Below are 14,488 nucleotides of genomic sequence, written 5' to 3' on the forward strand. Positions count from 1 at the left end.
GTTTTAAGGTATGGGTGATGGGCTTTAAATCATCGTCCCATAAATACTAAAAGTATGTTTATGTCAGAAGGTGAAACGCCACTTATTCGTGATGCTTGACCTATTGTGTCTGGTTTTATATGATTCAGTTTTTCTCTTGATTCTGATGATATAGCATTAAGCTTACTGTAATCAAAAGCCTTGGGTATTCGGATTCCCTCCAGCTTGTTGAGTTTCATGACCGTTTCTTTTTCCCTTTCAATATAGCCATTATATTTTATTTGTATCTCGGCTTGCTCTAACCCTTCTTGACTAATATTTTTGGTCTTTTCTTTAATAGTGTCAACTTTTAATAAGTCTTCAAACTTAATTTGAGGTCTGCTTAAAATTTTACCAATCTTATTTTTTTGTTTAATAGTAGAACTATTATTGTTCTCCAAAATTGGATTTATTTCTTCTGGGCTAATACTTTCCTTTTCAAAGTAATTTAAAGCGTTTTGTGTATTTTTTAATTTCTCGTCCAGCTTAACCATTCTTTCATCATCGACAAGACCAATGTTTCGGCCTTTTTGAGTAAGCCTAATATCAGCGTTATCTTGTCTTAAGAGGATTCTATACTCTGCTCTTGAGGTAAACATGCGGTAGGGTTCATCAGTGCCTTTAGTCACTAAATCGTCTATAAGAACCCCTATGTAGGCCTCTGAGCGGCTTAGAATAATTGCCTCCTCGTCTTTTGCTCTTCTGTGAGCATTAATTCCAGCCATTAATCCCTGACAAGCGGCTTCTTCATAACCTGTTGTGCCATTGATTTGCCCCGCAAAGTATAGCCCATTTACGAGCTTAGTCTCTAAGCTTCTTTTCAGTTGCGTTGGTGGAAAATAATCGTATTCTATAGCGTAACCTGGTCTAAATATCTTAGCATTTTCAAAACCTACAATTTGTCGAATTGCTTGGTGTTGCACGTTTTCTGGTAACGAGGTTGAAAATCCATTGACATAGACTTCGACCGTATCCCACCCTTCGGGCTCAACAAATATTTGGTGTCTATTTCTTTCAGAAAAACGCTCTATTTTGTCTTCTATTGATGGGCAATACCTTGGTCCTAATCCTTGAATCCTGCCATTAAACATGGGCGATTTTTCAAACCCTGTGCGCAAGATGTCGTGCACTTTCTCATTGGTATAGGTAATGTGGCAGCTTCTCTGATTTTGTAGAGCGGGCGTATCCATAAATGAAAATTTTGAAGGGTTCTCATCACCCGCCTGCTCTTCCATTTTACTATAATCCAAAGATCGTCCATCTACCCTTGGCGGAGTTCCTGTTTTCATGCGGCCGCTTTCAAAGCCTAAAGCGTTCAAACAAGCCGTTAGGCCGGTAGCTGCTCTTTCTCCAGTCCTACCTCCTCCAAATTGTTTTTCGCCAATGTGTATTGTCCCATTAAGAAATGTTCCGTTTGTTAGAATAACGGATCGAGCCTTAATTTCTATTCCCATGCTTGTTTTTACGCCAACCACTGTATCCTTTTCGACGATAAGGTCTGTAACCATATCTTGCCAAAAATCTACATTGTTGATAGATTCTAATTTCAAACGCCACTCTTCAGCAAAACGCATTCTATCGCTTTGAGCTCTTGGACTCCACATAGCTGGCCCTTTAGAACGGTTTAGCATTCTAAACTGAATCATTGTTTTGTCTGTTATTATTCCAGAATAACCTCCTAAAGCATCAATCTCTCTTACGATTTGTCCTTTTGCAACACCTCCCATTGCTGGATTGCACGACATTTGAGCAATGGTTTGCATATTCATCGTAACGAGCAATACGGAAGATCCTAGGTTTGCTGCTGCTGCTGCTGCCTCACATCCGGAGTGGCCTCCTCCAACTACTATGACGTCATAAGTGTTTAAAAACATTGTAAAACTCTGTTAATCAGTGGTTTAAATTGTTATCGCGAGATAAAAATTCTCTTTACTTCTCATTGTTTTGGTCTCTTCTTCTGATTTGTCTTTGTAACCGATCAAATGAAGAATTCCGTGAATTATAACGCGTTTGAGTTCTTTCTCAAACGGAACGGCAAAGATAAGGGCATTTTCTTTTACTCTTTCTATGCTAATAAAAATATCGGCAGATAATTTATTTTCTTCTGAGTAATCGAATGTAATGATATCTGTAAGCGTATCGTGGTTTAAAAAATCTTGGTTTTTTTTAAGTAGATATTCATCGTCACAGAAAATATAATTTATCTCGCCAAGAGCTTTTTTCTCTAATCTTATAGCGTGCTTTAACCATTCAGATATTGAGTCTTCGTTTTGCAACTGAAAATCACATTCGCTATGATAGTAGATGTTAGTTTCCATTTTCTTTGAAATAGTCTTTGACTTTGTTTTTGTAAAAAGGGGTAAACGATGGTGGAATAGTACGCAAAAGCTCTTCTTGTTTTTCCTTTTCTTTTTGATAATCTTCAAAGGGGTTAATCAATCTTTTTGAAAGCTTGTCCATCCACTCGGTTGATTGTCGTTTTTTGTCTTGGTCACGTTCTCTTTGTGCTTTTTCGGCTTCTAGTAAGCGACTCATAATGCTTTCCTGTCTTAGGAGTGTTTCTCTTGTTATCTGGTCGTTGATGATGTCCACTTCGTTTTCCTCCATTTTTTTCATCATTTGGTCAATATTGTCTTTGGCGTTTTTATCACCACTCAACTCTTCTCTTATTTCTCCCATTCTTTGACGAATCATTTCTTGCTGAGCGGCAAGCTGAGCCAAACCCTTGCTTGATTTACCATTCTTGCCCTTTTTGCCTTTCATCATGCTCTTCATCTGTTCTTGGATCTGCTGTTGCATTTTTTTCATCTCTTTCATGCCTTGCCCCCCAGATTTATTAGGCTTATTACACATTTTATCCCCGGGTTTGGAATCCATATTTGCCATATCTTTTTGCATTTGCTCTAAGACTTCAGATAAGATAAGAGCTAGATTATTGGCTGCTGTCATAGCAAATTGCTGACGTTCGCTAGCTTTTGATGAACGCCTTTCAGCCATTTCTAGCAGTGCATTCTGCATACTATTATTGATAGCATTAATCTCACTATTAACTATGGATTGTATCTGTGGCTGTCTCTTGCTAAGAGCAAATAGACTATCTTCAATAATTTGAGCATCTGACTGCAGTTTGTTTTGTAGTTGCAGGTAGTCTAAATATACAGGGCTATTGAGATTTATTGAGCCGATTGAAATAAGGATATTTTCTTGATCTAAGGAAAGGGTGATTAAATTTTCTAATATCTGCCTTAATGTTTGCATGTCTTCAGCTAGACCTTCGGCTTGTGCTTGTTGAAGGGCGGTTTGTAAAGACTGACTCATCTCCTCCATTTTATTAGCGGCTTTCTTTTGATTTTTTGACGCCTGTTTTTTCATGTTTTTCTGCAGTTGTTCGGCGCTTTTCTGCATATCTTCTTTTATCTGCTCTTCTTTAGTCTTGGTGTCAGGAATATCTTGTTTGTTTTCCAGGTCTTTATTGAGCTCTTTTGCTTTTTCCAATTCTTTTTGAATATCTTCGAATTCCTTATTGAGTTCTTCTTGCTTCTTATTTAGGCTTTCTTTGTCCTTTTTCCCTATATTACTTTCTTCAGCCAGTTGCCTTTGTTTTTCTGCTAGCTTTTGAAGTTCGTCAATATTTTTCTCTAGTTTTTGTTGCAGCTCCATTTGTTTGAATAATTCCAAAGTTCTGTCTAGCTCTTTTTCTATATCTTCATCGCTCTGCTGCATATCCTCTAACATCTTCTGAAGTTCTTCTTTGTCAATGCTGTTCATCATCTTGTTGAGTTCTTGCATCATTTCTTGCATTTCCTCATTCATTATACTATCAAAAAGGCGTTGAATTTCTTCTTGTTTTTTAAGCAATTCTTCATTAGGTTTTTGATATAGATTTTCAGAGAGTTGGTTTTGTTTCTGTTGTCTCTGAATCTCATTTACCTTATTTTTTAGCGATTCTTGTTTTTCTAATAGCTCTTTTGTTTTTTGTTTGTCTTCCCAGCTTAATTCTTTGTCTTTAAGCAGTTGTTTTTGTAATTTTTCTAGGTCTTTTTGTATTTCGTCAGCCAATTTTTTGGATTCCTGCAAATCGTTTTTAAGTTGATTATTTTCTTCTTCAGCAATAGCCTCTAATTCATCTATGCTAGCTGCTTGATAGTTGAATAGGCTAGACTTGCTGGATTTGCTACCATTGATTCCGTCGTTATCCCATACTTCAAAAAAATATTCAACACCGACACCAAAGTCCAATCCTAAATCTTTAAAGTCAACAGAATGGGTAAAGCCTTGTCTATTTGATGTAGCGTTTAAATTAACGCTCTGGCTTACCCACGATGAGGTATCCGTAAGAAAACGGTATTTAAATAGCAGCTCTTTAATTCCGTAATCGTCTTCTATGTAGCCTTCAAAAAAACGTTGCATTGTATTGACGCTGTCTATCGTTTCTTGTACATCTATTGCTGGATAAGCATCGGGAATTGCATTAATTTCATAAACGATGCTATCGCCAAGTAGGTAGTTATTTTGCGCTACCAGAGTGTATTTGGTGTTTTTTAAGATACTTTTTTCGTGCTCAAACTCATTTTCTCCGATCTGTTTACATGCTATGTTTTTGTCAAAACGCAAGTAAACATTTTCAGATTCTTGAGCGATAATAGACCACTTTACTCGAGTGCCTTGGGGCACTTGTAGATTGCCAACGTTTTCTTTCGTTTCGTTTTTTCGCTTGGTATAGCTGGGATATTTTAAGCTTACCGAAAATTTGTTGACACTAGGTTTTGGTATAACTCTTAGCGTGTTAAGAGCGGACTTGAAGCCGTTGGCTTCAAAACGAAACGACTGTGTTTTTTGTGTGTTTTTGAAAAGAAATGAAAAGTGTCCTGTTTTAGTTTGGCGCATCTCATACCGATTTTTGTCAATCACTATAGCGCTATTTTTCGGCAACTCTTCACCAGAGAAATGCATTTCAAGTAAAAAATCGTTGCCTTTAACAGCCTCTAGATATGTGTTGTCAATTATGAAGTCAAACGGTGCTTCAGGCATAAATTCTGTATTGAAAGAAAGTATTCTAGCTGAGCTATCGACTACGACCTCTTTGTTTCCGCTTAAAAATAAGAGGCATAAAATACCAATAGGAACTATGGCATGTTTTAAGTAAACGGTGTTAGCCTTGAGGTTTATAGCAGTAGAAAACGGTATAGGCTTAAGCCATTTTATCTTCTGTTCTATACTAGCCTCAATAAGAGCATTATCTTTAGAAGAAAGTTCTTGCAGTTGCAGTAGGTTTATCAGCTTATCTTCCACGTTGCTAAAGTGCTCTCCAATTATTTTGGCAGCATCATAGTGGCTGAGCGACTTTCCTAATCTATACAGTCCTTTTAGGGGAATAGCGACCCATTTCCAGAAAACGAGAGCGTTTATTAAAGAAAAGCTCCAAAACAACCCAGCCCTTACAGAGGTGTTGAACTGGCCAAAGTATTCGATAGTAGAAAATAGAATGAAGAACAACAGAAATACAGAAACAAAATATATCCCCCCTTTAAGCAGTAAATTTTTGTAGTATTTACTGATAAATTCTTCTAATTTTTCAATTAGCACACTTCTCTCACTCATACTGCAAAGTTATGATTTTTACTTCCATAAAGAAAGTCTCTCAATATTCAATAAAATGTATCTTTGCTGACCAAATAAACTTATACAATGAATAAAGTTCGAGTTCGTTTTGCTCCTAGTCCAACAGGGCCCTTGCACATGGGTGGTGTTCGTACAGCACTATACAACTATTTGTTTGCTAAAAAGCATGGTGGAGATTTTTTGCTTCGCCTTGAAGACACCGATCAAACTCGGTTTGTGCCTGGAGCAGAGCAATATATTTTAGATGCTTTGTCATGGTGTAAAATAGAGATTGACGAAGGTCTAGGCAAGGGAGGTAATTTAGGGCCTTATCGCCAATCGGAAAGAAAGTCGATGTATAGGCAATATGCCGATATTCTCTTAGAAAAAGGACATGCTTATTATGCTTTTGACACTCCCGAAGAGTTGGATCAAATGCGTGAGCGTATGAAAAATGCGGGCGTTCCATCTCCTCAATATAATGCTGTGGTCAGAGAAACCATGCAAAACTCCCTTACCCTTTCTGATGATGAAGTTAAGGAACGACTTGATCGTGGCGACAACTATGTTATTCGAATCAAAATGCCTCGTAACGAAGAGGTAAGAATACAAGATATTATACGTGGCTGGGTTGTGGTCAACACGACTAACCTTGATGATAAGGTTATTTTCAAATCAGACGGTATGCCTACTTACCATTTGGCAAATGTTGTTGATGATCATTTGATGCAAATATCTCATGTTATTAGGGGTGAAGAGTGGCTTCCATCGGCTCCCTTGCATGTTTTACTTTATCAGTTTTTTGATTGGGATTGCCCTCAGTTTGCACATTTGCCACTCATATTGAAACCCGATGGTAATGGCAAGTTAAGCAAGCGAGATGGTGACAGACTCGGTTTTCCTGTCTTCCCTACTGAGTGGACAAACCCTGAAACTTCAGAAACGTCCTCTGGTTATCGTGAAGAGGGCTATTTCCCTGAGGCATTTACAAATATGCTGGCTTTCTTGGGTTGGAACCCTGGAACAGCACAAGAGATTTTCAGCATGGACAATTTAGTAGAGGCTTTTTCTTTAGATAGAGTGGGGAAAGCGGGTGCTAAATTTGATTTTGATAAAACAAAATGGTTCAATCAACAATATTTGAGAGAAAAAAATGGGGAAACTCTAGCCGCAATTTTGGCAGAGTCTGTTGCTGACGCTCAAGCAATAGATCAAAACTATCTTGCCAAGGTTTGTGATTTGATGAAAGAACGTGCAACATTTATTGATGACATTTGGACTTCTAGTCAGTTTTTTTTCGCGCCGCCATCTGATTATGATGAAAAAACAAGGCGTAAAAAATGGAAAGATAATACACCGGAAATTTTAAACTCAATTGTAGATTTATTTTCTTCGATGTCCGATTTTAGTGCTGAAGAGATAGAGGTGCAATTTAAATCTCACCTTGAAAAGAATGAATGGGGCTTGGGTATGGTTTTACCGACCTTTCGCCTTTCGGTTACGGGTTTAGGTATGGGGCCTTCCATGTTTTCTATTTCCGCTTTATTGGGAAAAGACGAGGTTGTAACCAGAATCAAAACTGCAATAGATACTTTGTCTTAACTATGGGAATGATTTCAGTTTTAGGGATTAAGGTTTATGCCTACCATGGTTGTTTGCCAGAAGAAACCAAAATTGGCTCAGACTATGAGGTGAACGTTCATGTAGAAGCAGACATTAACCAATCTGCGAATAGTGATATTTTGTCTCATACGGTCGACTATGTTTCTATTAATGGTATTGTAAAACAAGAAATGGCTGAACCAAGCAAATTGCTTGAAAATGTAGTGGTACGTATTATTAACGAAATCATTAAAAACCATTCAAATATCAAGTCTGTTGAAGTTAGTGTGGCGAAAAAAAATCCGCCAATTAACGGAGACGTGAGAGAAGTGGTCGTAAAAGAGAAGCGAATAAAAGGCATAGATTTTTAAAAAAATTATTAGATTTGCCGTCCTTTGGTTTCGTGGCCGAGTGGCTAGGCAGTGGTCTGCAACACCATCTACAGCGGTTCGAATCCGCTCGAAACCTCAACGACAAAACCGCAATTTATTGCGGTTTTGTTATTTTAAATGAGCTTATCAGAAAAAAAGTGTTAATATTTAATTAACTTTGTAAGCTTATCCGTTAATTTTACCTTAACAAGTATGTTTAGATGTTTTTTGATATTTATTTCCTTACTTATTGGGCTTAACGCTTTTTCTCAAGGCGCTAACAGTACTTCTTTTGAGCTTGTATCAAGAGTATATTTCGGCACACCTCCTTATGATGTTACAGATATAATGAACCCCCCTGTTGGAACGGTTTTATTACCTTGTACGGGCTACAGCGACTACACCTTGGGCAATAGCAATAATGGTGATGGTAATGTAGCTGGGCTAGAATATGTAACTGGGGTTTTAAGAAACGAAACATATGATTTAGAAGTTGAAGGTGGTTTTTGTGGCTCAACTCCATCTGTATCTAATCCCAATAGAGCAATTAAGGTTTATGTCGATTTCGATGCTAGCGGTACGTATGAGAGTACAGAATTGGTTTACACCTCACCTTATTCTAATAATAATAATCCTATTTTTAATACATCAATAACGATTCCTAATGACGCAGCTCTAGGTCCGATAACAATGAGAATTGTTTATAATAGGGTAGGTGCTTTTACAGCCTTATGGCAGGTTACCGCTTTAAATTGGGCGATTAATAATTTTCAATACGGCGAAACAGAAGACTACACTCTAATTGTTACGGGTTATGTTGATAGTATATCATCAACGAGCACGACTTGCTACAACACTTCAGATGGTCAAATTCAGATTATTCCAGATGTAACCGCCCCTGCAACCACCGAATATTCTATTAATGGTCTTGCCGGACCTTGGACCACAAACCTTGTCTATACTAATTTAGCCGTTGGTGATTATGATGTTTGGGCACGTGATTCCGACTTAGCCCCAAATTATGTTTATGAGGCTTTACAAACTACGGTAGTTAGTTCGGATACAGTTTTTGTAAACCCTCAAATTACATCTGATTATAATGGTTCAGAAATAAGTTGTAATGGAAACTTAGACGGTGAAATTACCTTATCTGCTTCTGGCGGTGATGATGCTTTATACACCTATCAATATTCAAGTACATCTAACCCTATTATTACAGATGCTTTGGCTAACCCCCTAACTAATTTAGGTGCTGACACATATACTTTTATTGCTACTGACGCTCAAGGGTGTACTTCCTTACCTACCGATATTGAAATTACGGAGCCTTCACCAGTAGTCATTGATGCCGTTGTTGTTGATCAACCGCCATCTTGCAACACATCATGTGATGCTATAATAACGATTGATGCCTCAGGAGGAACCCCAGCATACAGCTACAATGTTGATGGGGTAGATAACGGGAATAACAATACCGTGAACGGAGTATGTTCTGGTTTGCCGTTATTAACCGTTACCGATGACAACGGATGTTTTACCCAATCAAATCCACTAATTCCAAACCCTGCCGACCTTGATCTGACAGTTAATATAACATCCGATTTTTCAAGCTTTCCTATCAGTTGTCAAGACTCAACAGATGGGACTATTGAGGTTAGCACTTTAGGAGGTTCTGGCGGCGAATATTCTTATAGTATAGACGGGGGTTTAACTTTTCCATATGCATCTATTGGGGCTCTTGATATTACTAATTTATCTGAAGGAAGCTATTCCGTTATTGCTGTTGATAGTAATTTGTGTGAGTCATTGCCACAAGATATAATACTAAACGCCCCGACCCCTTTGTCTTTTGATTTTATTACGACTATAACTCCTATTTCATGTAATGGCTTTTCTGATGGTGAAATTAGTCTTTTAGGAGAAGATGGAGTTGGCGCTTACATTTATTCTATTGATGGAGGAGCAACTACTCAAACTTCGGGAGATTTCACTTCTCTTGCTGCAGGGACTTATGAGTTTACTGTAATTGATGACAACAATTGTTCATACAATGAGTTTTATGATTTAAATCAACCTTCAGAACTTAGCATAGTATCTGCTACTGTTACTTCTGATTACAACGGCTCTCAAGTGAGTTGTTTTGGTGCTTCTGACGCTATTATAACGGTTGACTTTGACGGAGGAAACGCACCCTATAGTTATAACCTTGTTCCTGATCCAACCGTATTTCCTTTAGCAGCCAATAATCTGATTACCAATCTGTCTGCCGGTCTTCAAACGCTACAAGCTATAGACGTTAATGGTTGTGTTTCTACACCTTTACCATTCGAAATTACTGAGCCTAACGACTTGCTTATTTCAGATATTAATCTTGTGAATAATGTGAGTTGTTTTGGAGGGTCAGACGGAGAAATAACAATAACTGCTAACGGTGGTTCTGGAGGATACACCTATTTTGTTGATGCTTTATACAGTTCTGCCAATCAAGCACCATACACTGTAGGGGGGCTTTCTTTTAACACTTATAACGTAGTTGTTACAGACGCTAATAACTGCACCTCTCCAACGTTTGCGCAAGCTATTACTCAGCCAGACCAAATTTTATCTAATCTTTCTGTTGTCAATTTAGGTTGTGATGGTGATTATGGTTCTGCGGCAGTTAACCCAGTTGGAGGTACACCAAACTATAGTATTTCATGGTCAACTGGAGCAACAGGTAATTCAGTAGATCAGCTTACATCCGGGGCTTATTCAGTAACCATTATAGACGCCCTTAGCTGTCAAGAAACGATAGACTTCCAAATAACAGAGCCTAATATTTCACTTTCTGTTAACCCAATTCTATGTTATGGTAATGGTAATGGAGAGATACAAGCGACTCTTAACAATCCGAATCCATCGTCTAATTATTCGGTATTGTGGGACGATGCTAACGCTCAAATAACAAATACGGCTTCTGGTTTATCTTCGGGAACTTACACTGTAACCATGACGGATCAGTTTGGATGTGTCTTAACAGCTTCAGAAACGATTAATGAGCCAGACTCTTTAAATATTTTTGTGGAGCATACACAGTTGTGCTTAGATGCTCCTATTGCTTCAGCATTAGTATTTGCCTCAGGAGGGTTAACACCCTATGATTATTTGTGGAGCACCAACGAAACATCCGAACTAATTTCTATACAAACAGCCGGTATGTATTCTGTTCAGGTAACCGACTTTAATAATTGTCAACATGAAGTAGCTATTACTATTGACCCTATCGTTCCTGTTCAGTTGAATTTTTTGACACAAGCTGTTAGTTGTGTTGATAATACAGATGGTAGCGTTGAGGTTTTTGCAACAGGTGGATACGACCCTTATACTTTCGAGTGGTCGAATTATACACAAGCAGCGTTAAATGATGGAGTCTCTTCAGGGAATTATGCCGTAACAGTCATAGACAATAACGGTTGTGTTTACTATGATGAAATAGAAGTCCCCTCTAGTAATCAAAGTTGTATTACGGCCTATTCGGCCTTTTCTCCTAATGGCGATCAAAATAACGATTACTGGCATATAGATAATATCGAATTATATCCTGACGCCTTAGTCGAAGTTTTTAACCGTTGGGGAGATAGAGTCTATTCCACTAAAAAATATATTAACGCTTGGGAAGGCGCATGGCAAGGCATGTATGAAAGTATGCCCTTACCCTCAGCAACTTATTATTATGTAATAACCCTTAATAACGATGAGCCACCTATTGCGGGAACCGTAACTATCGTTCGTTAAATTAAAAATCAATGAAGAAGGTCTTAATTGTTGTTCTAGTTTTTGTTGCGGCTTTGTCTAAAGCTCAACAACTTCCTATGTACAGTCAATATCTTACCAATGATTTTGTTCTGAACCCTGCAATTGCAGGGTCAAAGCCCTATTTTCCTATTCAAATCAATTCACGATCACAATGGTCTGGTTTAGGAGCGATTGCTCCTAAAACTAATACATTAAGTTATCATATGCCATTGGCTTATGATGCTATTGGACTAGGAGCGGTTATCATGCAAGACGAAACAGGGCCTTATAGTCAGATAGGAATAAGCTTATCTTTTGCATATCACGTTCAGCTTGACGAAGACAATACTACTCGACTGTCTTTAGGTATGAGTGGATTAATGACGCAACACACTCTTAATCAAGGTCAGTTAACATTCCAAAATCCTGATCCTGAATTTGAAGGAGGTAGTTTTTCAAAAATGGTTCCTGACGCTAGTGTGGGCGCATATCTATATTCTAAAAACTTCTCTTTGAGCGCTTCTGCTCATCAATTGTTTGAGTCCACGTTTAAAGAATCAGTTTCTAATATTTTTGGGGATAACACACAGGTACGCCATTATTTTGTGCACGGATCATACCGAATTGACATACACTCCGATTTAGCTATTGAGCCGTCTATACTCGCCAAGTCATTAGAGTCTAGCCCTACACAATTTGATTTTAACGCTCGAGTTATCATAGACAACAACTACTGGATGGGCTTGTCTTTACGTTCTTCACAATCTTTAGTAGCTTTAGCTGGCTTAAACATGGGAAGTTTGTTTTTGTCCTATTCTTTTGATTATGGTATCAGTTCGTTAAGCACAGTAGCTTCAGGTTCACACGAGATATCCTTAGGTTTTAACATTAATGATAAGCGAAAAAGAAGACATACTTATTATTGGTAAGCCATTACTTTATCTACCTTTGAGCCCTATTTCCAATTTAAAAGTTTAGCGATGAAAAAAGTCGATGTTATAATTGTTGGCCAAGGTATGGCAGGAACATTTTTAGCTCATGACTTGATAGATGCACAACAATCGGTGGCTATTATAGACTTGAATCTAAAGGCATCAGCAAGTCGGGTAGCAGCCGGATTGATAAACCCTGTTGGCATGAAACGTTGCATTCCTTCGTACAACGCACACCTTTATTTCCCAAAGGCTATCGAGCGGTACAAAGACTTAGAAAGGAAGTTGAACGCTTCATTTTTAGAGCTTAAACCCATATTACGTTTGTTTGCTAATCAAGATGTTAAGCATGATTGGCAAATTAAGTACAGCAACAGTAATATGGATAAATACATTTCCGATTTTTACGAAGAAAATAATTTTCCTTTTCTTAATAATAGTTATGGTAGCGCTTCGATTAATTCTACCGCCCACCTAGACCTCATCCCTTTTTTAGATAAATCTAGAGCATACTTTCAAAAGAATCACATACTTATAGAAGAACGCTTTGACTTCTCACATTGCAATCCAGAACAAGGAATATACAAATCATTACAGGCAGATTACATTATTTTTTGTGAAGGCTATAGACTAAAAGACAACCCATATTTTAAGTCTTTACCCTTAAGCCCTACCAAAGGGGAGGTTATGACTATTCGCATACCCTCTTTAAAGCGTTTTGACAAAATTATTAGCAAGGGTGTTTACATTTTACCTCTAGGCAATTACTTGTATGTAGTCGGGTCTACCTATAATCATACTGACCTGACAGATAAACTTACGGCTGAGGGTCAATCCTTTCTTAAGAAGAAAATTAGTGATATTTTATCTGTTAATTTTGAGGTCGTTTCAAGTGTAGCAGGTGTTCGACCGACTGTTAAAGACCGAAAACCACTCATCGGTTTGCATCCTCAGCACTCCAAAATTGGCGTTTTTAACGGACTTGGTACAAGGGGCGCTCTTCAGGGGCCATACTTATCAGCTAATTTTAGTGCCTTTTTAACAAAAGATAAAAAAAACGTTCAAAACACTGATAACCAAAGGATTAAACGATTTTTAACCCCCCTAAATTAGTGCTATATCTGCCTATTATCAACATTTCCGTGTTAAGAATAACGATTTGATTTTCTTTGGTGGTTTTAGATAAAATTTGCATCTTGCGCCCGTTATTAACCAATTTTAACTAAATTATTATGAAAAAGAATTTGCATTTTGTTCTAGCTTTAACGTTAGGACTAGCAACAACAGTTTCTGCACAAGATTGGTCTGTTGACTCTAGAACAAGAGTTAATTCGACTGAAGATGCTACGAGCACTGATCAAAGAGTAAGAACTGCTGTTGATTTCGGAGGTGACGCTGTAAGCGCTCACGTAGAATTAAACTCTACAGCTACTTTAGGTAAAGTTGCTGATGAAAACTTCTCTTTAACTGTTCGTGAGGCTTATGCTACAACAAACGTTATGGATTTCGCTTCATTAACAGCTGGTCGTATGGCTTTAAACTTTGGTAGCGGTCGTATTTTAGGAGACAACAACTGGGTTAACGAAGACGGTAACACTTGGGATGGTTTCTTAATCGGAGTTAACAATGACTTTGCGGACATTCACGTAGGTTATGCTGCAACTGATTTAACATCATTGGATACTTTAAGATATGATGGTACTACTATGTATTTTAACGTAGGTAAAGATATGGGCGCTATGGCTTTCAATCTTTTATATGTTAACACGCAAAATGAAGGTGCTTTTACTGCAATGGATGAAGTATTTGAAGAAAGAACTTCAATGGGTCTTGATGCATCTTACGCGATGGACAATGGTGCTGTTTTATCTCTAGGATATTATACTAGTGAAACTGATGGTGAAGAAATGGACTTAACTACATTAGGTGTTTCTTACGCTGTAAACACTGACTTGACTGTAATGGCTGGATACGATATGTATGGTGAGAACGGTTTCCACTTGACTTCTGGTAGCTTTGGTGACGGATACGGTTCAGGAATGAACTACTCTCTATTTAATGCTGAAAGAGGTGAGTGTACTGATTTATCATTTGGTGGATCTTATGCAATGGGTGACTTCATGATTGGAGCTACTATGCATACAATCTCTGCTGAAGAAGAAGGTGCATTTGATGATATCTCTGTTATGG

The 14,488-nt window shown here is 37.9% G+C and carries 9 protein-coding genes and 1 tRNA gene; 7 read left to right on the top strand and 3 right to left on the bottom strand.

Going from position 1 to position 14,488, the window contains the following annotated elements:
- Positions 1–29 precede the first annotated feature (29 nt).
- The 3 genes from mnmG to P8I29_02800 are packed head-to-tail and all read right to left on the bottom strand — an operon-like array spanning position 30 to position 5,619.
- Positions 30–1,892 (bottom strand): tRNA uridine-5-carboxymethylaminomethyl(34) synthesis enzyme MnmG, encoded by a 1,863-nt coding sequence (mnmG, locus tag P8I29_02790; GenBank protein ID MDG1916723.1) that lies wholly within the window; start codon positions 1,890–1,892, stop codon positions 30–32.
- A gap of 24 nt (positions 1,893–1,916) precedes the next feature.
- Positions 1,917–2,336, bottom strand: a complete 420-nt coding sequence (gene ybeY / locus P8I29_02795; GenBank protein MDG1916724.1) for an rRNA maturation RNase YbeY — start codon at positions 2,334–2,336, stop codon at positions 1,917–1,919.
- Positions 2,326–5,619 (bottom strand): hypothetical protein, encoded by a 3,294-nt coding sequence (locus P8I29_02800; GenBank protein ID MDG1916725.1) that lies wholly within the window; start codon positions 5,617–5,619, stop codon positions 2,326–2,328. The genes ybeY and P8I29_02800 overlap by 11 nt, the downstream gene beginning before the upstream one ends.
- An 87-nt stretch (positions 5,620–5,706) precedes the next feature.
- Between P8I29_02800 and gltX the strand changes: the two genes are divergently transcribed.
- From gltX to P8I29_02835, 7 genes are all read left to right on the top strand, one after another.
- Positions 5,707–7,221, top strand: coding sequence for a glutamate--tRNA ligase (gltX, locus tag P8I29_02805; protein ID MDG1916726.1), 1,515 nt, complete (start codon positions 5,707–5,709; stop codon positions 7,219–7,221).
- Between the two features lie 2 nt (positions 7,222–7,223).
- Positions 7,224–7,592: a dihydroneopterin aldolase gene (folB, locus tag P8I29_02810; GenBank protein ID MDG1916727.1), complete on the top strand. Its 369-nt coding sequence runs from the start codon at positions 7,224–7,226 to the stop codon at positions 7,590–7,592.
- A 26-nt stretch (positions 7,593–7,618) separates the two neighbouring features.
- A tRNA-Cys gene (locus P8I29_02815) sits at positions 7,619–7,689 on the top strand.
- Between the two features lie 116 nt (positions 7,690–7,805).
- On the top strand, positions 7,806–11,366 hold the full coding sequence (locus P8I29_02820; protein MDG1916728.1) for a gliding motility-associated C-terminal domain-containing protein: 3,561 nt from the start codon (positions 7,806–7,808) through the stop codon (positions 11,364–11,366).
- Between the two features lie 11 nt (positions 11,367–11,377).
- Positions 11,378–12,295 carry a type IX secretion system membrane protein PorP/SprF gene (locus tag P8I29_02825; protein MDG1916729.1) on the top strand — a complete coding sequence of 306 codons (918 nt, stop codon included), beginning with the start codon at positions 11,378–11,380 and terminating at the stop codon, positions 12,293–12,295.
- Between the two features lie 51 nt (positions 12,296–12,346).
- Positions 12,347–13,411, top strand: coding sequence for an FAD-dependent oxidoreductase (locus tag P8I29_02830; GenBank protein ID MDG1916730.1), 1,065 nt, complete (start codon positions 12,347–12,349; stop codon positions 13,409–13,411).
- 119 nt (positions 13,412–13,530) lie between these two features.
- Positions 13,531–14,488 (top strand): hypothetical protein (locus P8I29_02835; protein ID MDG1916731.1); only part of this gene is annotated, 958 nt, incomplete at its 3' end.

The sequence above is a fragment of the Flavobacteriales bacterium genome, assembly GCA_029248105.1.
GTDB lineage: Bacteria > Bacteroidota > Bacteroidia > Flavobacteriales > UBA7312 > UBA8444.

What these genes read in the sequence shown, in the direction of transcription:
- P8I29_02800 (MDG1916725.1), bottom strand. Translation starts at nt 5,619, where the DNA reads ATGAGTGAGAGAAGTGTGCTAATTGAAAAATTAGAAGAATTTATCAGT.
- mnmG (MDG1916723.1), bottom strand. Translation starts at nt 1,892, where the DNA reads ATGTTTTTAAACACTTATGACGTCATAGTAGTTGGAGGAGGCCACTCC.
- folB (MDG1916727.1), top strand. Translation starts at nt 7,224, where the DNA reads ATGGGAATGATTTCAGTTTTAGGGATTAAGGTTTATGCCTACCATGGT.
- P8I29_02830 (MDG1916730.1), top strand. Translation starts at nt 12,347, where the DNA reads ATGAAAAAAGTCGATGTTATAATTGTTGGCCAAGGTATGGCAGGAACA.
- ybeY (MDG1916724.1), bottom strand. Translation starts at nt 2,336, where the DNA reads ATGGAAACTAACATCTACTATCATAGCGAATGTGATTTTCAGTTGCAA.
- P8I29_02825 (MDG1916729.1), top strand. Translation starts at nt 11,378, where the DNA reads ATGAAGAAGGTCTTAATTGTTGTTCTAGTTTTTGTTGCGGCTTTGTCT.
- P8I29_02820 (MDG1916728.1), top strand. Translation starts at nt 7,806, where the DNA reads ATGTTTAGATGTTTTTTGATATTTATTTCCTTACTTATTGGGCTTAAC.
- gltX (MDG1916726.1), top strand. Translation starts at nt 5,707, where the DNA reads ATGAATAAAGTTCGAGTTCGTTTTGCTCCTAGTCCAACAGGGCCCTTG.